This is a genomic window from Embleya hyalina (assembly GCF_003967355.1).
Taxonomy (GTDB): domain Bacteria; phylum Actinomycetota; class Actinomycetes; order Streptomycetales; family Streptomycetaceae; genus Embleya; species Embleya hyalina.
Window position 1 is genome coordinate 115,624 of record NZ_BIFH01000018.1, and the last position, 20,680, is coordinate 136,303.

The window sequence follows — 20,680 nt, forward strand, 5'->3', positions numbered from 1 at the left end:
CTGTACGTCCGGATCGGACGAAACGTCCAGTCGACGAGCCGGGCGCGCGGCGTCGGCACCGCGCGGCGGGTGGGGTGACCGGGTCCGGGCGGCGCTCGATGCGTTCGTTTCGGCGGGGCCTTCGGGCCGAGGGCGGCGAAGGGGGCTCAGAGCAGGCCGGCGCCGGGCGGGGCGGTGCCGAGGTTGGGAAGTTCGACGATCCGGTCGGGGGCGGGGGCCTGGATGTCGACGGGGTGGTCGTACTCGGACCAGGTCAGCGTCCCGCCGCCGGAGCCGCCCTTGGCCGAGGATCCGGCCACCTTGACGGGCAGGGCCGGCCCCTCGGCCGGGATGTACAGCAGGTCGGGGTTCTTCTCGCCGGGCTCGGCGAAGACGACCACGCGCCGGCCGTCGACGGTCGAGTCGGGGCGGCGTTCGGCGTCCGCCAGGGTGGGCAGGACGGTGTGCGGGTCCGCCTTTCGGCTGAGGTCCTTCATGGTGGACCGGGCCGGGTCGTCGGAGGCCACGTGGCCGTACTTGCCGTCGAGCGAGTTCAGCAGGGCGGCCCTGTCGCGCCCGAGCCGCGCCTGCCAGTAGGAGCGCGAAGCCTTGACGTAGACGTCCTCGCCGATCCGCACCGTCTCGATGGTGTAACTCGACGTCTTGCCGGTCGCCGAGTAGTTGCCGGTCCGGATGTCCAGCCGGAGGTCGGTGCGTTGGGTCGCGCCGTTCCGCCGCAACTCCACGGTGACCCGGACCGAACGCGCGCGGTCCACGGCCCTGGCGACCCGCTCGGACACCGCCTCGGTGCTCAACGTCGACAGATCGGCCGAGGCCGTGTCGGCCAGGTCCGCGGCCGCCGAACATCCCGTCACCAGGAGCATCCCCGCCGCCGCGGCCGCCGCCAGGCGTCCCGACGCAGCCGAACCCACACGCGCCATCGATGTTTCCGATCCGCTCCCGCCCCGACCCCACCGATCGTGGCTGCGGTACATGATCGCGGGCGCCCGCCGGCGGCTCGACGCGGGGGCCGCCCGGGGTCGGCCGGTGAACGGATGCGGACGCCGGCCGGGCCCGCGCGGCTGCGAACTCGCCCACGGGGAAGGGCGGGAGCCGCGCGGGCGGATCACGGGCCGCCGGCCGAGCGCTGCCGGCGACGTGCGTCGGCGCGGTTCAGATCTCGCCGACGCACGCCAGGTATTGGGTACGGGCGAACTGGTATCCGCCGACCCGGAGGTTGATCTGGTAGGCGGCGCCGCAGGAGGCGCCCTGGTCCGGGGCGGCCGGGAAGGCACTCGCCGACGTCTGGCCGGCGAGGACGAGCACCGGGGCGAGCACGGCGGCCGAGGCCGCGCAGACGGCCAGGCGGCGCCACCGCGGACCGGGCTTCGGCGTACGGGTCGATCGATTCATCGGGAGCCTTTCTGTTCCGAACGCCCGGCCGTTTTCCGCGAGTTAGCGGGGACCGGGCACGGTGACCGGGCTCGGCGCGGGGCGCCGGGATACCCGTTCGATGTGGACGACGTCAGTCTGCGGCGCGGCCCGGAACGGCGACAGGGCACGAACCGCACTGGTGGCAGGGAGTATTTCGTGCCGCGCGCAATCCTCCGCGGCCGAGCGACCGGGCCCGCGTCGGCGGATACGACGTACGGGCCGCGGAACGTGTACGGGCGTAGGACGCGGATGGCGGTCGAGTGTGCCGGGGCAGTACTCGGGTCCTCGTACCCTCGGGGGACGTGCGGACCCGGGTCGGCTTCGTAGCCTCGACCCACGCGATCGGGGAGTGCGCGCGGACTCGGCGCGATGGAACCAACTCCCTTTGGGCGCACGGTATTCGGCAGTGCGATGGGTGCGTAGCGCGAGGCACGTCGCCGGCGTTGCGCGTTCGTGCCCGCGTGCCCGCCCGCTCGCGTGGCGGCCACTTGTGTGTGTGCCGCGTCCCACCGAGATCGATCGAGAGGCGACACCGTGATCGACCATCGCCACACCCCCTCCGCCGACGGGCCCGCCGACCACGAGTTCGTGCCGCCCACCCGGCGTGCCGTGCTGCGTAGGTCGCTGGGCGTCGCGGCCGGCGCCACCGCGGCCGGCTCCGTGATCGCCCCGTCCGCGTACGCCGCCGAGCAACCACCCGCGCCCGCTGACCCGTCCGCCGCCGGTCCGGCCACGCGGCACTGGCAGGCCAGGCTCGACGCACTGGCCGCCCGTCACCAGGTGCCCGGCGCCGCGCTGGGCATCCTGTCCGGCGATCGCGTCACGAAGATCGCCACCGGCCTGGCCAACGTCGACGACCGGGTCGGGGCCACACCGGACACCGTCTGGCAGATCGGCTCCGTCACCAAGGTCTGGACCGCGACCGTGGCCATGCGCCTGGTCGACGAGGGTCTGCTCGACCTCGACGCACCCGTGACGCGCGTGATGCCCGAACTGCGCCTGTCGGACCCGGACCGCACGGCCCGCCTGACCCTGCGTCACCTGCTCACGCACACCAGCGGGATCGACGGCGACGTGCTCACCGACACCGGTCGCGGCGACGACTGCCTGGAGCGATATGCCGCTCTGCTCAGGGGTGTTCGCGGTGTGCACCCGCTCGGCCGGGCCTACTCGTACTGCAACGCCGGACTGATGCTCACGGGCCGACTCATCGAGCGGGTCACCGGTACGACCTGGGACGCAGCACTCCGCGACCGCCTCCTGAAGCCGCTGGGCCTGACCCGCACGCACACCCTGCCCGAGGACGTGCTCGCCCACCGCGCCGCCGCCGGCCACACCTGGGAACGGGATCGGCCCCCGCACGTGAACCCCGCCTGGATGCCGCGCTCCTCGGGCCCCGCCGGCATCGTCTGCTCGTCCGCCGAGGACGTGCTCACGTTCGCCCGCCTCCACCTGGACGACGGCCGCGCGACCGACGGCACGCGCATCCTGTCGACCCGTTCCGCCGAGGCGATGCGCTCGTTCCAGACCGACACCCCCGACACCGCCGACGGCGGCGAAACCAGCGGACTGGGCTGGGCCCGCTGGGACTGGAACGGCCGGACCGCCTACGGCCACGACGGCACCACCCACGCCCAGTCGTCCTTCCTGCGCATCCTGCCCGACGCCCGGATCGCCGTGGTCCTGCTCACCAACGGCGGCGACAACGCCGCGCTGTACGTGGACCTGTTCCGGGAGATCTTCACCGACCTCGCCCACGTCGCACCACGCCCGCAACACACCCCCGACGGCAGTACACCGCCACGCGACGCCGGCGGATACCTGGGCCGCTACCCGGCCACCACCATCGTCGAGGACGTGCTCGAACGCGACGGCGCCCTGTACGTGCGCCGGACGTTCGCGGGGCAACCTCCGTCGGAGTTCCGCCTCCTGCCGGCCGGCCGTGACCTGTACGTCCACCGCGTGTCCGACACGCGCGAGTGGCAGACGATCAAGTTCTTCACGCTGGACGGGATTCGGTACCTCTACCGAGGCGGCAGGGTCGTGGCGCGCGGCGCCTGACGGCCGGACGGGGACCCGATTCGGATCCCGAGCCGGATCCGGAGCGCGGATGTGCGCCGCGCCGAACTCATGTGGCGAGGAGACGCGTTCGGGACACCTGTACCCGTGTGACCCCGAGCAGGCCGGCGAGCGGCACCCTGGCGGTGGTCTGTCCGGGGTTCACCGCGAGGCCGTCGGCGCGCAGGCGTTCGAGGAGGTGTTCGGCGAGCGGGACGATCAGGTGCCGGCCTCGGCAACGATCGCTCGCGTGGCCGAAGGGGATGTAGCCCGGGTGGTCGTCCTCGTCCACCTCGTGCCAGCGCTCGGGGAGGAACACGTCGGGCTCGGGCCACAGTTCGGGATCGCGATGGGTCAGCAGCGGCAATAGCAGCACGTCGTCGCGCGGACCGATCCGGGAGTCCACGGCGGAGAACTCGGGGGACGCGACCCGCAGGATGTTCCACGACGGCGGCAACAACCGCAGCGATTCCAGCACGAGGTGCCGGTTGCTCGCGTCGGGGTGGAACGGCGAGCCGAGCCAGAGCGCGTTGGCGACCAGTGCCGCGACCCCCAGGCACACCGGCGCGGCGACCCGGCGGTACAGGCCCATGGCGTAGCGCCGGTCGCCGTGCTCGGCGGCGGCCGTGGCGGTGGCGGCCGCGAGGCGGGACACCGGCGGGTCGAGGGCGCGCTTTCCCGGCAGGACGGCACTCGTGCGAACCATGGCGCGGGTGAGTACCGGCGCCTTTTCGAGGCGGCGATCGGTGAGCATGCGAAACCGCAGCGGATCGGGCCCGAAAAGAAGATCGCGAAGATAGGCGTGTCCCGTACGCGGCCAGCTGCCGGAAAGATCGACGGAATCGGGAGCCGGTCCGCCCAATGCGGCGCGCACGTCGTGCGAGACGGCCCGCAGGACGTCGTTGGCCTCCACCCGCTCTATCGATCTTCCCTGGAGCGGCTTGAAAGTCGGCCGCTCGAATTCGTGAGCCGGCCGGCTCTCGAGGAGTTTGTTGATCAATTCCGGATCGGCGACTCCGACGGTGTCGCCGTCGATGCGAAAAAAGCCCGTGCCGCGACGCTCGCGCAGGAGTTCCGCGATCCTCGGCGCGAAAACGGTGACCCGGGCACTTCCGACCGTGTCGGAACGATTCATCGGTGCTCTCCACAGGGCGTAGAGTCTCCCGCCCGGCGGAGCCGGGACGCGGCTCCGCCGGGCGCGAGCCCGGGCGGCGATCCGACGCTCGGTCGGGTCGAGGCGGCGCTACCGCAGAGGTAACGATTATGCGGCGGGAGCGGGCACGACCCGCATCGGTCGGCGGATCAGCCGATCAGTGGATCAGCTGTACCAGATGTACCAGGTGGCGGATTTGAGGCTCTTTTCGACCCTGAACCTCTTGGAGAAAGAGTTGACGATCTTCACCACGACAACCTCCAGGTGACTGTGGACCGGCCGGATCCCCTACGCGACCCGGGCCGGTGGAGCGATATCCACCGCTAGAGAATCCGCCTTTCGATTCTCGTCGCTTCGAAAGTGAAGCCTTGATACGAAAGGTGCGTCAATGTGATGTAGATCACAGATCAAAAACACTCACACATTCCTCACACAAAACAGGTAAGCGGCTGTTTGTCGATCTTGGCCGCAGGGCCGCCGGCAGATCCGTCGGCGGTTCCGACCATGTGCGGAGATCGAGTGTGAGCGAGGGTAAACGGATTTCTTTCGGCCACGGGAAAGCGGGCCGGCGGAGCCGGACGCCGGGCCGGTCGCGACCGGCGCCGGTGGCGGCTCGCCCGCCCCGGGGTTCCGCCGAAGTGGGCCGCCGGGGCGGGTCGCCGTCGAGACGCGCGGCACCGGAGGTGTGGCCGGCACGACGGGTCGGGCGGCCGCCCGGTCGTTCGGCCGGCGCGAAGTATGCGCGAACCCGTCCGTCGGCCGAACCCCTTCCGGGCGCGCCGTCGTTCGCGCGCCCGGAAGGCCGCTACCGGAACGCCGGCAGGTTGCGCGCCACCCACTCGCCGAACGGTCGGGCCGCACGACCCAGAACGTTCGCCACGTCCGGGCCGACCTCCACCTCGGCCGGCAGCGGCCGGCCGAGGACGTCCAGGGTGCCGCCGATCGCCTCCTCCGGCATGAACCGCGCCATGCGGGCGTGGGCCTCCTCGCGCGAAAGCTCCACGAAAGCCACCGGTTCGCCCAGCGCCGCGGCGATGATCTCGGTCTGCCGGCGCGGGCTGATCGCCTCGGGCCCGGTCGGCTCGTAGGTACGGCCGGCGTGGCCGTCCTCGCGCAGTACGACCGCGGCCATGTCGGCGATGTCCGCCGGGTCGACGAGGGGCAGCGCCGAGTCGCCGAACGGGGCGAAGACCGTGCGCTTGCCGCGGACCGACTCGGCCCACGCGAACGCGTTGGAGGCGAAGGCGTTCGGACGCAGGACCGTGAAGTCGGTCCCCGACGTGCGCACCGCCGCCTCGAACGCCCGCAGGCGGGCATGCGAAGCGGCCCGGGGACGGGTGGAGTTGAGTTGGGACGAGAGCAGGACGATGCGTCCCACGCCGGCGTCCGCAGCGGCGCCGACCAGGTTCTCCGGACTCTCTCCGTGGGCGTTGAGTTCGCCCGCCAGGAGGATGAACAACGCGTCGGCGCCGTCGAGGACCGGCCGCATGCCCGCCGAGTCCCCGACGTCGGCGCGGGCGTGCCGTACGCCGTCCGGAAGGCCCGTGAGCCGCGGACGCCGCGAGACGGCCACGACGTCCTCGCCGACTGTCGCCAATTGCTCCACAAGCGCCCGGCCGATGTTGCCGGTCGCACCCGTGATCACGATCATTGCCGTCTCCCGCTTGTTAGTTAGTTGACTGACTCAGTTCGACGAGAGTGACCGTAGCACGCGTTTCGCGCACCTGTCACCGGACGGGGTCCCGGTCGTTGCGGGCCCGGGGGTGGGCCTTGCGGAGGAGTCGCCGGGCCGGGTGTCGCCGGGGCCGGATGTCGGTGGGGCCGGTCATACTCGGTCGAACCCGCGATCCGGAAGGTGGACCATGGACGGCACGCCCGCGCCCCGGCACTACGCACCTCGATGGGACGGGGACGACCGACCCGCTCCGCCCTCCGTCGGGAGCGAGCGGGAAACGCTGAGCGCGGTGCTGGACTGGCACCGGGACACGTTCGAGCTCAAGTGCGCCGGACTGTCGTCGGATCAGCTGTCCGAACGGGCCGTGCCGCCGTCGACGATGTCCCTGCACGGCCTGGTGCGGCACCTGGCCGGCGTCGAACGCTGGTGGTTCCGCATCCAGTTCGCCGGCGAGGACCTTCCGCTGCTCCACTACTCCGACGACGACCCCGACCAGGACTTCGACAGCCTGGACGGTGACACCGACGAGGCCTTCGCCGTCTGGCGAGCCGAATGCGAACACTCGCGCCGAGTCACCGCGGCCGCCCTCTCGTTGGACGAAACGGGGACACGCAAGCGCACGGGGGAGCCGATCTCCCTCCGCAGAATCCTGGTCGACATGATCGCCGAGTACGCCCGCCACAACGGCCACGCCGACCTCCTCCGCGAACGCCTCGACGGCGCCACGGGCATGTAGCCGGCGCCCGCCCGGCCTCGGCCTGCCGGGCCGGGCGGAGCCGCGAACTTGCCTGCCCGGACGGGCAATCGGCTCGACGTCGCGGCGAGGTGTGACGGTGCCGGGTCCGAGGCGTCACCCGGGCGCCCCGCGTGATCGGCGTAGACTGCGCGCCCGAGTCCGGATTGTCGTGGAGGCGTTTGTGATATCCCGTCCGTTGGCGGTGTTCGACCTGGATGGCACGGTGGCCGATACCCGGCACCGGTTGCACTTCGTCGAGGCGCGTCCCCGGGACTGGGACGCGTTCTTCGCGGCCGCGGCGCAGGACGCGCCGCTCGCCGAGGGTGTCGAACTCGCGCGGACCAGTGCGGAGGCGCACGAGGTGGTGTACATGACCGGCCGCCCGGAGCGGTGCAGGCGCGACACGGTCGACTGGTTGGATCGACACGGCCTGCCCGCCGGCCGCCTGTTGATGCGCGCCGAGCGGGACCGCCGCCCCGCCCGGGTCGCCAAACCCGAACTGCTGCGGAAGCTCGCACGCGGGCGGACCGTCGCCATGGTCGTCGACGACGACGCGCTGGTCTGCGACGCCTACCAGGCCGCGGGCTTCCGGGTGATACGCGCCGACTGGATGCCGTCCTCGCGGGCGCTGCGACAGGCCCAGAACGCCGCGGGCCGCACCTGATTTCTCCCGGCCCGGCCGGGCCCGATCATCGCCCCGGTCGTCGACGCGGCTCACGCACGCGACGGCCGGGGCGACGATCGTCTGTCACTTCGTGGCGGCCGCCGTCTGCCACATGGTGTACGAGTATTCGCTGGTGTTGCTGATTCCGAGGGTGCCGAACCGGCCGTCGGCGGTTTGCAGGCAGTAGTGGCCGAAGGGGTTGAGCTTGTTGAAGTCGCCGCCCCAGGCGTCCGGCGGTTCCGTTACGCAGTCCTGCAGGGACGGTGTCTTGTCGCCGGAGAACTTCGCGTACAGCGCGCCGTGTGCGGCCGAGGGGCCGCCGAGGCCGGCGTGCAGATCGGTGCCGGCGTGCGAGGCGGAGCGTTTGTCGGAGTCGAAGTCGTAGTCGGTGTACTTGCCCGCCACCAGGAGGCGGAACTTCCCCGAGCTGCGCACCGGTTGCTCCAGGCTGTCCACGACGGCGACGGCGGTCGGGGTGTCCGAGGTGGCGTCGATCGTGATCAGCTTGCGGCTGGGCTCGAACGACTGCGCGGTGCGGCCGTTGGTGAGCACGTACACCTTGCCGGCGTAGGCGACTCGGTATCCGGTGTTCCGCACGGTGCCGCCGACCTTGCGGCGCACCACGATCGTCCAGTCGTTGTCGACGGGTTGCGTCGCGGCGGGGGCGACACGATTCGCCACGGGAACGGTGCCGCCGGAGGGGCCGGCGCCGGGGCCGGTGCCGGACGTGCTCGCGGCGAGCAGTGCCTCCAGGGCGATCGGTCCCAGTACGGTGACCGTGAGCTTCGCGGCCTGCTCGATCGTGATCTCGCCGCCCTGGCTCATCATCAGCCGGGCCACCTCGACGGTCAGCGCCGGCAGACCCTGCTTGACCACCACCCCGCAGGCGACCAGCGATCCCGCCAGGCTCGCCGCACACACCGTCCGGCCGAGCGCGCGCACGCCCGACGCTCGATTCGAGGACACACCGAAGGACATGCCGAATACCCCCACCGTCTCACCGCGGCCGGTGACCGGCGCCCGGTGGACGCGGATACCGACGCGCTCCCCCCACGGTCGCCGCGCACCACCGCGTACGACCCTCCCCGATCAGGGTAGGCGGACTCGCTTGCGCCGGCAGGGGTTTCGTGGAGATGGCGGCGGTGGGCGCCGGCGAAAGCGGCGCCTTGGCAGGGGCCGCCTTCGCCGGGGTGGTGGGCGGTGGTCGAATCAGTCCTCGACGTCGTGCCGCGCCGGTGTGTTCGCGTCGACGGGTTCGAGGACGAAGACCGGGATTCGGCGGTCGGTCCGGAGTTGGTAGTCGGCGAAGTCCGGGTACGCGGCCACGGCTCGGCTCCACCACACGGCCTTCTCGTCGTCGAACACCTCGCGCGCCCGGTACCCGCCGGCGGCCGTGCCGTCCTGGAGCCCGATGACCGGTTCGGCGACGAGGGAGGCGTACCACTGCGGGTTGGTCGGCTCGCCGCCCTTGGACGCGACGGCCGCGTAGCGCCCCTCGTGCTCGACACGCATCACCGGTGTCTTGCGGATCTTGCCGGACCTGGCGCCCCGATAGGTGAGCAGCACGGTGGGCAGGCCCTTGATGGTGACGCCCACGGTGGTCCCGGTGCGCATGATCTGCTCGACGTGCTCGCGGACCCACGGCGACGCGCTCGGTTCGTAGTCGCCGGTGGGTATCGCGCTCTGGTCGATGTCGGTGGTCATGGGCTCTCCTCGACGGGCTGTGCCTGTGCCTGACGGCAGATTGCTTATGCGCATAAGATTATGCGCATAAGCAATCCTGTGTCGAGAGCCGGGTGCGTCAGTGGCGGGTGGTGGTGCTCCCGGAGCGGCCCGCGCCGAAGCGTTCCAGCGCGGTGTCGATCGTGTCGGGATCGGCGCGGCCGACGGCCAGGACCGCGACGCGCTCGCCGTCCTGGGCCAGGAGGGTCGGGTACGCCGTCACGCCCAGCTCGGCCGCCCGCCGAAAGTCGGCCTCGGCCGCGTGACGGGCGGCCGGCCCGTCGAGCGCGGCGCCGATCTCCGTCGTGTCGAGGCCGGCCGCGGCGGCGACGCGGAGGAACGTACGGGGGTCCGACAGGCTCAGCCCGTCGCGGTAGAACGCGGCCTGCACGTCGTTCGCCAGTGCCGCCGCCCGATCCGGCGCCGCCTGCCGAAGCACCGCCATGCCGTGCGCGGCCGCCGCGGAGTCCATGACGAACGATCCGTCTGCGATCAGCCGCTCGTACGCCGGCCCGAACACGACCCCGGTCAGCTCGCCGATCCGGGCATTCGCCCCCTGTACGTAGCCGAACTCGCGGATCGGCACGGCGCGTGGGCCGGTGAACAGTCCTCCCGACACCACCTCGACGGGCAGCTCGGGGTGGCGCGCGGTGACCTCGGCCAGGGTGGGGGCGAAGCCGTAGGACCAGCCGCAGTATGCGTCGAAGACGTAGACGAGTTTCACGGGAAGGGGCCTTCGTGGGAGGGGATGGCTCGGGTGCGGGCATCGCTCCGGCTGCGATCGCCGCTCGAAGCAATGTATCTGCTCCAACAGTATCTGTTCCGTCAGATATTCCCTCGTGCTCGATCGTACGATTCGGCGAGCCCTGTCCGTCTCCGCCTAGCGCAGCCGCGGGAGGGCGTCGCGGGCCGCGTGGGACAGGATGCGCAGGCACTCCATGAACTGTTCCCGGGCCTCCTCGGGCAGTGGTGCCAGGAAGTGGCGGCGGATGTTCCGCACGTGGAGTCGACTGGCCCGCACCACGACGTCCCGACCGTGCGCGGTGAGCCGTACCAGCTTGCCGCGGCGATCCGTGGGGTCGTCGGTGCGCGCCACCAGGCCGGCCGCCTCCATACGGTCCACCAGGCGGGTCATCCCACCCGTGGTCAGGACCCGCTCCTGCGCGATCGCGCGCATCGACATGCCGGCGCCACCCGCCCGGCCCACGATCAGCAGCACCTCGTACATCAGGTGACTGATCCCGAACTCCTCCTCGATCGCGCCGCCGAGCAGGTACTCCAGCCGCCCGGCCGCCCCCTGCAACCGCCCGAACGCGAGCACCAGCTCGTCGTTCGCGGCATCCTGCGCCGACTCGATCCCGGCGACCTCGCCGTCGTCCACGCCCCGCCCCCTTCGCTCGCCCGATCCGACTTCCGCGACGATCATCGCGCCTTCGAGAGCTCGCCCCTCGCACTCCCGGCCCGCGCCGTGGTCCGGCGCGAGGACGGCCCCGTGTGTTCAGCCGAACGAGGGATGGCATCGCGCCGTCCCGCGCCCTCACGCTGGAGGTCGACAACGGTGCCGGACCCGGGACGCGGCGGCGGAGAGGCGGGCGGGTGCGGCATGACCGCGCGTAGGGACTTCCTCGGAGGCGTGACGGCCGTCGGCGCCTCGACGTTCCTCGGCGGCAGCGGGACCGCGGCGGCGGGCGATCCGGGGTCGGACCCGGACGGCCCCGAACTCCGGGCCCGCAACACGATCGTCGCGATCGACGGCCACACGCAGCGCCACTACGACACGCTCCGGGCCGAGCTGATCCCGCACCTCGGTCCGGTCGTCGTCGTGGAGAACGACTCCCGAGGCGGCCTGTTCACCCTCGTCCACGAGGGCCGACGGGAGTCCCTGTGGCCCGTCTCCGACATCTTCGAACTGGCCAAGTCGATCGCCCACGTGCCGTTGGGCATCCTCTCGATCCTCGCGCCGTACCTGAGCCGGCGAATCCCGAACCCGCCCGATGCCGCGCGCCTGGACCGGCACGACGTGGACATGGTGGCGTTCAAGGGCCCCGGTACGAACGCGTGGATCGCTCCGCTTCGGGCGTTCGGCGCCACCCTGGCCGACGCTCGGCGGCACCTCGACGACGCGCGCCTGCCCGGTCGGCTCGACGCGGCGAGCCGGCGAATCCTGGACGCGGCGCTGGAGTTCATCGCGGAATCGGTCAGCCGGGCCGCCTTCGACGCGCGGTCGTTCGAGGACTTCGCGGGCGGCCTGGGCGAGGCCATCGCCACCGACATCGAGTTCGCGGCCCGGGCGCAGATCGACGGCGTGGCCGCGTTGATGAACCGGTGGCGGGACGAGGTCGGCCCCGGCGATTGGCCCGGCCTGTACGTCGTCGTCCTGTCGATCTGGACCACGTCCGCCCCGAACCAGAACTCGATCATCGTCAAACGGTTCATGGACCCCGCGACCGCCGACTCGCACCTGATCGACGTCGCGACCGCCCAACCGCCCACCGACCCGGTCCTCGTCGCCCTCGACAACCTGGCCCGGATCGTGCAGGACAACGTCGCGGCGGAACTCGTGTTCCCGCACGATCGGCGCTCGGCCGACGCGTTGAAGGGCCGCGAGGATCTGCTCGCCCGGGAGATCCTGCACCAACTGGCCTGCCCCTACCGGAGTTCCGAGCGGCCGAGAGGCACGGCGCGGTAGCGCGCGTCGTGGCGGTGGGGTCGGACCGTGCCGGCCGGTGTGTCGGGGGCTGCCCTTAGTGTTGCCCGGCATGGGAGTTGCGTCGTTGGAGCGAATACTGTGTGCGGATCCGGGAGATCTCGGCACCTGGCGGGCCTACGGTGAGCTGTTGCGGGAGCGGGGTGACGCCCGTGGCCGGCTGATCGAGTTGGATCTGCGTCTCGCGCGCGAGGACCGGGACGACCGACGGCGGGCGCTGTCGGCCGAGATCGAACTCCTGACGCAGGAGCACCGGGAGCGCTGGGACGCCGAACTGCCGGCGGGCGTACAGGCCGTGGCGCGCGTGCACGGCTTCGCCACGAAGGTGGCCGTCGCCTGGGAGCCGGAGGCACCCGCGCGGATCGCCGAGGCCCTGACGAGCCGCCTCGTGACCGGGTTGCGGATCCGGCCGGGCAGCGCCGCCGAGGAGGCGGACGCCGAATACCTGAGCGACGCACCCGACTTCGACGAGCACGACATGCCGCTCCCGCCGCCGCCCCACGAGGCGGACGCCCTCGCGGATCTCGACTTCGGCGGAATCCGCGAACTGGACCTCTCGTACTTCCGCTTCGCCGACCCCGGCGCCCGACACCTCGCCGCGGCGACCTCCGGTGGGCGGATCGACACCCTGGACCTGCGCTACTGCGGCATCGGCGACGACGGCGTGGCGGCCCTGGCCGCCTCCCCGATCTTCGCCGACGTCCGGCGGCTGCACCTGCAACACAACCGACTCACCGGCGCGGGTGTACGCGAACTGACCCGCTTCGCGCGGCTTCGCGAGCTCGACCTCCGCTACAACCGCATCGGTGCCGACGGTGCACGGGCCCTGGCCGAGGCGCCGTTCGCCGGTTCGCTGCGGCGACTGCTCGCCCACCGCCAGGACGTCTCCGACGCCGGCGTGCGGATTCTGGCGTCCGCCACCGGGCTTCCGAGCGCACTGCGCAGCTTCTGGAGGAGCGTGTGAGCACCATCGAACCCATCGAACTCCGCGACCGTTTCTTCGTGTTGTCGGCCGGCTCGGCCGACGAAGACGAGGTGGCCCGCTACCGCGCCGAGGTCGACTCGATCGACACCGGGGCGGCCGCCGTCGTCGACGGGCTGGCGGTGTCCTGGCATCCGACGGCACGCTTCAAGGCGGTGCGATTCGTCGACGCGGACCGCATCGACCCGGCGGTGCGGGAGCGGTTCGCCCGGCCGAGTGCGGAAGTCCCCTATCTCGCCGCCGTGTTCGTGGATCCGCGCGAACTGTCGTTCCGAACCTTCGAGAACATCGTGCCCCTGGACCGGCTCTTCGAGGGGGTCCCACTGGACTGCGCGCTCGACGAACCGGTGGAACTCGCGCGGGACGCCTACTCGGCGCGGCTGCGGTTGCCCGACGCCGCCCGCGCCCGTCTCGAGGGCCTGGACGCGTGCGACCTCTACGTCCCGCCGCTCAACGGCGGCTCCCGTGGCGGCGAACGTTTCATCTTCCATTCGGCGCTCCTGGCCGACGCGCTCACCGAGGCGGTGTCCCGGGCCCTGCCCGAGGCGCTGCTCGACGGCTTCTCGCACGTCAACCCGGTATTCCGGTGCAACCGCTTCGAGCCCGGCGACGCCAGGTTCCACCGGCATCGGGACACGCCCTACTACGACGCCGCACGCGGGCACGTTTCCCGGTACACGGTGCTGCTCTACCTCACCGGCGGCTCGGGGGAGCCCGCGCTCGACCTGACCGGGGGCGTCGCGCTCACCGACATCGAGGCTTTCGACTGCGTCGTCTTCGACCAGCGGTACGAGCACGAAGGCGCGCCCTACCGGGACGGCCGCAAGGTGTTCCTGCGTACCGAACTCGTGCACCACCGGGCCGAGTCCGACATCGGCCACGATCCCGGGATCGGCGCGGCGTTCGGCAAGGCGTGCTACCTCACCGGCGAAAGCGTCTTCGCCCCGGAGCTGGCCCGATACGCCGACGCCTACTACAACCGGGTCGCCGCCGCGCACTGGAACGTGCCGACCGCCGACGACGCCCGGTGCGAACCGTTCGTCCACAAGCGGTTCCGCGGGGTGGACTTCGTCGCGAACGGCTACGACTTCTGGTTCGGGCGGCGCGAGGGGTTGTCGCTCGCGGCGTGTGCCGCGATCACCCTGCTGGACTACTTCAACTGCAAGCTCGGCGACACGGCGTTCCGTGACACGTGCGAGTCGGTCGTGATCGAGGCCGAGGACGCGGACTGGATCCCCGCCTTCCTCGCCGAGCGACGGGGCGCGGCCACGGGCGAGTTCGCGGACGCACGGCCCGCGGACGCCGTCGCACCCTTCGACAAGTCCCTGCTCTTCCCCGAATCGGAGGAGTCGAACGGCGCCTGCTGTCCGTTCCACGACCTCCTCGGCCTCGACGCCACGCGCCTCGACGACATCGTCGAACTCAACGAGGCGGCACAGGACTTCGCCAAGGCGCACATCATGCCCGCGCCGATTCTGATGCTCGGCCAGGACGTGGTTCTGGATCCGGAGAAGTTCGTCGTCCGGGACGATCGCATCCATGTGCTCGGCAAGGATCCGCTGACCCCGGTGAACTTCGCGGCCTGCTGGAACTCGGGCGGCACGGAGGCGAATTACCTCGATGTGGCGGCCACGGTCGGCGCCGCCCACTTCCTCGTCCCACCGATCCTGTTCACCGAGACGGACGACTGCTTCCACCTGCGGTTCGACTTCTTCCGCAACACCTGGATGGTGAAGCACCACCAACTGTCGGTCCCCGTCCCCAGGATCCGCGGCTTCGAGGAAATGGACTTCGATCCCGACGAATGGGACGACCCGGTCCCCACGGCCGAGGCGTACCCCTGGATGACCGCGATCGACGGCTCACTGCTCGTCGACGCCGCGGGCGAACCCCGCCCCACCCCGTGGTGGGCGGAGGAGAGCGCTCGTGCGGCCGACCTCCGCGGCCACCTCCTGGACATCGAGGAGGAAGAGGACGACGAGGACGACGAGGACGAGTGACCCGGGCCGGGGTGGGATCGACGCCGGTGCGACGGGGTCAGGCGTCGCGTTTTTCGAGCAGGAGGGTCCCGAGGAGCAGGAGGATCAGGGTCTCGGCCGCGAAGACCGCGAAGCCCGGCCAGGGCCGGAACATCTTGTCCGCGGCTTCGACCGACATGACCTGGCTGCCGGCGTTGGCGGGCATCAGCTTGGCGATCCAGTCGCCGGTCTTGCCGGGGATCAGGCCGACCACGCCGCCGACCACGAAGATCAGCGCGATGCCCAGGGTGATGGCGCCCGCGGTGTGCCGCAGCAGTACGCCCAGGGCCATGCCGAACAAACCGAGGACGGCCAGGTACAGACCCGTGCCGATCAGGGACCGGATCACGCCGGGATCGCCCAGGGCGATGCCGACGTCCTTGGCGTCGAGCATCAGGTTGGCCAGGAAGTAGCAGCAGAAGCCGGTGATCGCGCCCACCACGAACAGGACCAGGGCCAACACCAGGGCCTTGGCGGCGAGCATCGAGGCGCGCCAGGGCACCGCGGTCAGGCTGGTCCGGATCATGCCGGTCGAGTATTCGGCCGTCATCGACATCACGCCGAGTACCAGCGCGGCGATCTGGCCGAACGCGACGCCCACGGTGAGCAGATCCGGCGCGTCGTTCTTCTTGCCCTCGGCCACGTCCTTGGCCACATCGCTCGCGGCGAGGGCGGCGATGCCCCAGCTGATCAGCACGCTCACCACGAACAGGGCGAGCAGGGTCCACACGGTCGAGCGTACGGTCTTGATCTTGGCCCACTCGGAGTCCAGGATCCGGCCGAAGGTCAGTCGCGCGCCGGGCGCGAGCGCGGTCGGCGCGGCGGGTGCGGTAGTCGTCATCGTGGCCTCATCCGATCCGGTCGGCGACGGTCGGCGGACCCCACCCGGGGACCGCCTCGGCGGCGGTCTTCGGGGGTGTGCCGCCGGTGTGGTATTCGACGCTGTCGGCGGTGAGCCGCATGAACGCCTCTTCGAGCGAGGCCTCGACCTTCGCCAGTTCGTGCAGGAACACCCCGTTGTGCCCGGCGAGATCACCGACCTGATCGGTGGTCACCTCCTGGACCAGCAGCGCCCCCGCCGGGTCCCGGCTCACCTGCCAGCCCGCCGCCGCGGCGAGTTCGGCGAGCCGATCCGCCTGCGGGGAGCGCACCTTCACGTGGCTGACCGAGTTCTCCGCGATGAACTGGGCGACGCCCGTGTCGGCGAGGATCCGCCCGCGCCCGATGACCAGGAGGTGATCGGCGGTCAGCGCCATCTCGCTCATCAGATGCGAGGAGACGAAGACCGTGCGGCCCTCGCCGGCGAGGCGCTTCATCAGGTTGCGGATCCACAGGATCCCCTCGGGGTCGAGCCCGTTCACGGGCTCGTCGAACAGCAGCACCCGGGGATCGCCGAGCAGCGCCCCGGCGATCCCCAGCCGCTGGCCCATGCCCAGCGAGAAGCCGCCCGAGCGCTTCTTGGCGACGGAGGTGAGGCCGACGATGTCCAGGACCTCGTCCACGCGGGTGAGCGGGATGCCGTTCGACTTGGCCAGTACCACCAGGTGGTCCCGGGCGGTCCGGCCGCCGTGCAGGGCCTTGGCGTCGATGAGCGCGCCGACCTGCACCATCGGCGCGCTCAGGTCGCGGTAGGCCCGACCGTCCACCGTGACCCGACCGGCACTGGGTCGGTCCAGACCCAGGATCATCCGCATCGTGGTGGACTTCCCCGCGCCGTTGGGTCCGAGGAACCCGGTGACCCGTCCGGGGTGGACCTCGAAGCTGACGTCGTCGACAGCCGTCTTCGCGCCGTACCTCTTGGTGAGGCTTTCCGCAACAATCATGGATATGTGCCGCTTTCTCCTCGGGCGGTCTACATGATCGCTTCTGTCGAGGAAATCCGCATCCGCGATGTGGGAAACGGGTGAACGGGCGGCCGGGCGGCGGGCTCGCGGCCCGTGGTCAGCAGCCGTTGAGAATGGACGTGAGGGCGCTCTTCTCGCTGCTGTCGACGGTGAGGGCGTAGTCGTGCTTGACCTGGACCCAGGCCCGGGCGTACGTGCAGCGGAACGACGCCTGGGGCAGCCATTCGGCGGGGTCCCGGTCGCCCTTCGAGCGGTTGGACGAGGCGGAGACGGCGATGAGTTGCGGGTCGTTCACGTCGTTGGCGAACGTGCGACGACGTGTGGTGGTCCAGGCCCAGGCGCCGGAGGCCCAGGCCTCGGACAGGGGTATCACGTGGTCTATGTCGAACGTCGACGGGTCGGTCGTGACGACGTTGTCGTAGGCGCTGGTCCAGGTGCCGGACGTGGCGGTACAGGCGGAGTTCGTGCTCACGCCCACGCCGTCGCGCTTGAGTATCCACTCGCGGGTGTCGCAGGTTCCGGAGATGTTGATCCAGGTCGGGAACAGGCTGCGGTCGTAGCTGTCGCCGTGGGTCTCGGCGGTGGCGGACATGCCGGCCAGATACGAGCGGGCGGTCGCCGCGGAGACGGGTGTCGGCAACGCGGCCTGCGCGGGAGTGGTCAGGGTCGAGGTCGCGGCGAGGGCAAGTACGGCGACACAGCCGGTGGTTGCGGCGCGGCGGAGCACGGTCGAGGTGGACAAGGCGAGGCCTCCCGAGTGACGTGGTGGCGTCCGGCCCGGATCCGGGCACGGATCGGCGCGACCAGCGTGCCGGACCTCGCGGGGCCGCCGGGACCCTACGTGGTGTGAACATTCGGTAACCGTGACCACGACGGCGGGTGCCGGTGATCCGGCGCGAACTCGGTTGCGCGGCGGGCCGATCAGTCGCCGGGCCGTGCGCCGGGCCGCCGGGATGGTGTCGATGTCGGTCGCGGACGGTGCGCATGGACATGCGGGTCGACCTCGGCCCGAAGACCTGCACCGCGACCGTCGAGGAAGCCGGAGTCGGCCGGGGCAGCGCGTCCGAGGCCGGGTACCGGCCGGCGGGTTCAGTGCGGGTTCGCCCAGTCGGGGGTCCAGGTTCCGGGGGCGTCGTGCGCGGTCGCCGTGTCGGCGAGGTGGGTGCGGAGGGTGGTCAGCGCGGGATGGGGGTTGCCGCGTCGCCACAGGAGCGAGTGGGGGTAGACGGGCATCGGATCGGTCACCGGGATGCGGCGCAGTCCGTGGTCGGCGGGCCAGACCAGGCGGGTGTCTCCGCCCATGAAGGTGGCCAGGGCGGGGGTGTCGGCGACGGTGTCGAGCAGTGCGTCGGCGCCGAAGTTGGGGCCGGTCGCCTCGATGGTGAGGCCGAACTCGGCGACGAGGTCGTCGTAATAGGCCGCCCACTCGGTGCCGGGGACGATGCCGGGCATCCAGATCCGATGCCCGGCGAGCCCGGCGAGGGGCACCGAGCGGGCGCCGGCCAGCACGTGCGCGGGGCCGGTGAGGAGTTGGAGCGGCTCGTCGAGCACCCGGGCGGACTCGACGTCGTCGGGAAGCGGCCGGCCCGGCACGGTGACGGCACGGAAGGACGCGTCGATCGCACCGGACCGGATGGCGGCGACCGCCGTGTCGATGCCGAACAGCATCACCACGTCGAGCTCGACCTCGGGGTGTGCCCGGTGGAAGCCGCGCAAAAGGCCCGACGCCGCGCCGCGTGAGCTGAGCACGTCGACGCGCAGCGGGCGGCGGCCGATGCGTACGGACTCGACGGCCCGTTCGGCGACGCGCAGCAGTTCCCGGGCGTGCGGCAGGAACGCCTGTCCGTCGATGGTGAGTTCGGCGCCGCGCGGGGTGCGGGTGAACAGTCGTACGCCGAGGGTGCGCTCCAGGGCGGCGATGCGTTTGGAGACGGCCTGCTGGGTGACCGCCAACTCGGCGGCGGCCTCCTGGAACTGCCCCGCCTCCGCGGCGGTGACGAAGGTCCGAACGGCGTCGAGGTCCATGCGGACACCCTAGGGGTACAGCCATCGGTTGTGGCGCGACGGTCCGACGGTTGTTCAAGCCCCGGGTGTGCCGCCTGTGCCGCTGCCGGCGATCGCTGATCGGTTGTATCCGGGTCGAGACGCCGTCGTCGGAAAGGTGACCGCCCAGGCCGCCTCGATCATCCGGAAGATCTCGTCCACCGCGGCGTCCGGGTCGGCCGCCTCACGGGCCAGCGAATGGGCGTCGGTCACGAACCTGGCGATCGTCCGGCAGGCCGTGCTGCTCGGGGGCAGGTCGAGGTCGGCGGCGATGGCCGAGGCCAGCGACTCGGCGTGGCGCAGTCGCATCGACTCCTCGTATTCGCGCAGCGCGGGCGTCGCGTCGATCATGCGCCAGGTCGGGGCGGCGCCCTCCGACGCGCAGTGGCGCACCATGGCCCGCATCTCCCGCCGCAACGCGGGGACGATCGGCTCGTCCGGCTCTCGGTCGGTGACCGCCCGGGCGAGGCGTTTTTCGAAGTCCTCGTCCCGCTCGAACACCAGGGCCTCCTTCGAGGCGAAGTGCGAGAAGAGCGTGGTGACGGCTACGTCGGCCTCGGCGGCCACGTCACGGATGCCCACCGCGTCGTATCCGCGCTCCAGGAAGAGCCGCAGGGCGGTGTCGGCGATGTTTTGGCGGGTCGCGGCCTTCTTGCGTTCGCGGCGGCCGACTGGCTCGGTCATGGCTCGATGCTATCAGATACAAGACTGAAGCAGTTTTTAAAAGCTAACCGTTAGTGCTACGGTCCACGGCATGAGGAAAGTGAGCTTCGCCGAGTTCGGCGGTCCCGATGTTCTGCACCTCCTGGACGCCGAGGAGCCCCACGCGGGTCCCGGCCGGATACGCATCGCGGTGCGGGCGGCGGGGGTGAACCCCGTCGACTGGAGGATTCGTGAAGGCCAGAAACTGTCGGCCCATCCGATCGAACTGCCCTCGGGCGTGGGGCTGGACGCCGCCGGGGTGGTGGACGAGGTCGGCGAAGGCGTCGAGGGAGTCGGGATCGGCGACCACGTGTTCGGCGAAGGGTTCGACACCTACGCCGAGTTCGCCGTGATGTCGGCCTGGGCCCGGATGCCCGAGGGGCTGAGCTTCGCGGAGGCGGCCGGATACCCGTCCGTGGTGGAGACCGCGCTGCGGGTGATCCGCGAGGTCGGTGTGGAGCCCGGGCAGACGCTGTTGGTCAGCGGCGCGTCCGGGGGAGTGGGATCGGCGGTGTTGCAGATCGCCCGCGACCGCGGCATCGCGGTGATCGGTACGGGCGGCGCCGCGAACCAGGACTATCTGCGCGGCCTGGGCGCCGTCGCCACGACGTACGGCGAGGGCTGGGTCGAGCGGGTCCGCGGGCTCGGCCGGGTGGACGCGGCGCTCGATCTGGCCGGCTCTGGGGTGATCCGCGAACTCGTCGAGCTGACCGGGGATCCGCGAAAGGTGATCTCCATCGCCGATCTCGGCGCGCCGGACCTCGGCGTGCGCTTCTCCGGCGTGGCCGGGAGCGTGCCCGACGCGCTCGTCGAGGCCGCCGACCTCATCGCCCGGGGAAGGCTGCACATCCCGATCGAAAAGTCGTACTCCCTCACCGAGGCCGCGACAGCCCACGTCGACAGCCGAGCCGGCCACACCCGAGGCCGCCGAGTCATCGTCGTCTGACGCCCCGACCCGCCCGG

21 protein-coding genes are annotated in these 20,680 nt (G+C 71.4%); 7 read left to right on the top strand and 14 right to left on the bottom strand.

What is annotated here, in order from left to right:
- Positions 1-146 precede the first annotated feature (146 nt).
- Both EMA17_RS16175 and EMA17_RS16180 read right to left on the bottom strand, forming a co-directional pair.
- A complete protein-coding gene (locus EMA17_RS16175) occupies positions 147-920 on the bottom strand; it encodes a hypothetical protein (RefSeq protein WP_126637720.1) in 774 nt (257 codons plus the stop codon).
- Positions 921-1,152: 232 nt separating this feature from the next.
- Positions 1,153-1,392: a hypothetical protein gene (locus tag EMA17_RS16180; protein ID WP_126637721.1), complete on the bottom strand. Its 240-nt coding sequence runs from the start codon at positions 1,390-1,392 to the stop codon at positions 1,153-1,155.
- A gap of 555 nt (positions 1,393-1,947) precedes the next feature.
- Here EMA17_RS16180 and EMA17_RS16185 point away from each other — a divergent pair.
- Positions 1,948-3,474, top strand: a complete 1,527-nt coding sequence (locus EMA17_RS16185) for a serine hydrolase domain-containing protein (RefSeq protein WP_218042852.1) — start codon at positions 1,948-1,950, stop codon at positions 3,472-3,474.
- Between the two features lie 67 nt (positions 3,475-3,541).
- Here EMA17_RS16185 and EMA17_RS16190 read toward each other — a convergent pair whose 3' ends face one another.
- The 3 genes from EMA17_RS16190 to EMA17_RS16195 form a co-directional block, all read right to left on the bottom strand.
- Positions 3,542-4,606 (bottom strand): cytochrome P450, encoded by a 1,065-nt coding sequence (locus tag EMA17_RS16190; RefSeq protein ID WP_126637722.1) that lies wholly within the window; start codon positions 4,604-4,606, stop codon positions 3,542-3,544.
- Positions 4,607-4,789: 183 nt separating this feature from the next.
- Positions 4,790-4,876: a tryptorubin family RiPP precursor gene (locus EMA17_RS55950; RefSeq protein WP_371863009.1), complete on the bottom strand. Its 87-nt coding sequence runs from the start codon at positions 4,874-4,876 to the stop codon at positions 4,790-4,792.
- A gap of 553 nt (positions 4,877-5,429) precedes the next feature.
- On the bottom strand, positions 5,430-6,275 hold the full coding sequence (locus EMA17_RS16195) for an NAD(P)H-binding protein (RefSeq protein WP_126637723.1): 846 nt from the start codon (positions 6,273-6,275) through the stop codon (positions 5,430-5,432).
- A gap of 211 nt (positions 6,276-6,486) precedes the next feature.
- On the opposite strand from EMA17_RS16195, the gene EMA17_RS16200 reads away from it, so the two are divergent.
- Both EMA17_RS16200 and EMA17_RS16205 read left to right on the top strand, forming a co-directional pair.
- Positions 6,487-7,035 (top strand): DinB family protein, encoded by a 549-nt coding sequence (locus tag EMA17_RS16200; protein WP_126637724.1) that lies wholly within the window; start codon positions 6,487-6,489, stop codon positions 7,033-7,035.
- A 163-nt stretch (positions 7,036-7,198) separates the two neighbouring features.
- Complete coding sequence (locus EMA17_RS16205; protein ID WP_174861384.1) at positions 7,199-7,699, top strand: phosphatase domain-containing protein; 501 nt, start codon at positions 7,199-7,201, stop codon at positions 7,697-7,699.
- Positions 7,700-7,783: 84 nt separating this feature from the next.
- On the opposite strand, the gene EMA17_RS16210 is transcribed toward EMA17_RS16205, so the two are convergent.
- The 4 genes from EMA17_RS16210 to EMA17_RS16225 all read right to left on the bottom strand — a co-directional run bounded on the left by EMA17_RS16210 (position 7,784) and on the right by EMA17_RS16225 (position 10,847).
- Positions 7,784-8,677, bottom strand: a complete 894-nt coding sequence (locus tag EMA17_RS16210; RefSeq protein ID WP_126637725.1) for a hypothetical protein — start codon at positions 8,675-8,677, stop codon at positions 7,784-7,786.
- Between the two features lie 231 nt (positions 8,678-8,908).
- The gene (locus EMA17_RS16215) at positions 8,909-9,403 is read right to left on the bottom strand and encodes a nitroreductase family deazaflavin-dependent oxidoreductase (RefSeq protein ID WP_371863006.1); all 495 of its coding nucleotides are present in this window, start codon (positions 9,401-9,403) and stop codon (positions 8,909-8,911) included.
- Positions 9,404-9,500: 97 nt separating this feature from the next.
- Positions 9,501-10,145 carry a DsbA family protein gene (locus tag EMA17_RS16220; RefSeq protein ID WP_126637726.1) on the bottom strand — a complete coding sequence of 215 codons (645 nt, stop codon included), beginning with the start codon at positions 10,143-10,145 and terminating at the stop codon, positions 9,501-9,503.
- 156 nt (positions 10,146-10,301) lie between these two features.
- The gene (locus tag EMA17_RS16225; RefSeq protein WP_126637727.1) at positions 10,302-10,847 is read right to left on the bottom strand and encodes a MarR family winged helix-turn-helix transcriptional regulator; all 546 of its coding nucleotides are present in this window, start codon (positions 10,845-10,847) and stop codon (positions 10,302-10,304) included.
- A 177-nt stretch (positions 10,848-11,024) separates the two neighbouring features.
- Here EMA17_RS16225 and EMA17_RS16230 point away from each other — a divergent pair, with 177 nt between their 5' ends.
- The 3 genes from EMA17_RS16230 (at position 11,025) to EMA17_RS16240 (ending at position 15,110) form a co-directional block, all read left to right on the top strand.
- A complete protein-coding gene (locus EMA17_RS16230; protein ID WP_126637728.1) occupies positions 11,025-12,110 on the top strand; it encodes a hypothetical protein in 1,086 nt (361 codons plus the stop codon).
- 70 nt (positions 12,111-12,180) lie between these two features.
- Positions 12,181-13,092 carry a leucine-rich repeat domain-containing protein gene (locus EMA17_RS16235; protein ID WP_126637729.1) on the top strand — a complete coding sequence of 304 codons (912 nt, stop codon included), beginning with the start codon at positions 12,181-12,183 and terminating at the stop codon, positions 13,090-13,092.
- Positions 13,089-15,110 carry a hypothetical protein gene (locus EMA17_RS16240; protein ID WP_174861375.1) on the top strand — a complete coding sequence of 674 codons (2,022 nt, stop codon included), beginning with the start codon at positions 13,089-13,091 and terminating at the stop codon, positions 15,108-15,110. The genes EMA17_RS16235 and EMA17_RS16240 overlap by 4 nt, the downstream gene beginning before the upstream one ends.
- A 37-nt stretch (positions 15,111-15,147) precedes the next feature.
- On the opposite strand, the gene EMA17_RS16245 is transcribed toward EMA17_RS16240, so the two are convergent.
- From EMA17_RS16245 to EMA17_RS16265, 5 genes are all read right to left on the bottom strand, one after another.
- The gene (locus EMA17_RS16245; RefSeq protein WP_126637730.1) at positions 15,148-15,969 is read right to left on the bottom strand and encodes a DUF2705 family protein; all 822 of its coding nucleotides are present in this window, start codon (positions 15,967-15,969) and stop codon (positions 15,148-15,150) included.
- Between the two features lie 7 nt (positions 15,970-15,976).
- Positions 15,977-16,951 (bottom strand): ABC transporter ATP-binding protein, encoded by a 975-nt coding sequence (locus tag EMA17_RS16250; RefSeq protein WP_126637731.1) that lies wholly within the window; start codon positions 16,949-16,951, stop codon positions 15,977-15,979.
- Between the two features lie 118 nt (positions 16,952-17,069).
- A complete protein-coding gene (locus EMA17_RS16255) occupies positions 17,070-17,714 on the bottom strand; it encodes an HNH endonuclease family protein (RefSeq protein WP_371863007.1) in 645 nt (214 codons plus the stop codon).
- A gap of 347 nt (positions 17,715-18,061) precedes the next feature.
- Positions 18,062-18,997, bottom strand: a complete 936-nt coding sequence (locus EMA17_RS16260; RefSeq protein WP_126637732.1) for a LysR family transcriptional regulator — start codon at positions 18,995-18,997, stop codon at positions 18,062-18,064.
- Positions 18,998-19,051: 54 nt separating this feature from the next.
- Complete coding sequence (locus tag EMA17_RS16265; RefSeq protein ID WP_126637733.1) at positions 19,052-19,699, bottom strand: TetR/AcrR family transcriptional regulator; 648 nt, start codon at positions 19,697-19,699, stop codon at positions 19,052-19,054.
- 70 nt (positions 19,700-19,769) lie between these two features.
- On the opposite strand from EMA17_RS16265, the gene EMA17_RS16270 reads away from it, so the two are divergent.
- Positions 19,770-20,663, top strand: a complete 894-nt coding sequence (locus EMA17_RS16270) for an NADP-dependent oxidoreductase (RefSeq protein ID WP_126637734.1) — start codon at positions 19,770-19,772, stop codon at positions 20,661-20,663.
- Positions 20,664-20,680: the final 17 nt, after the last annotated feature.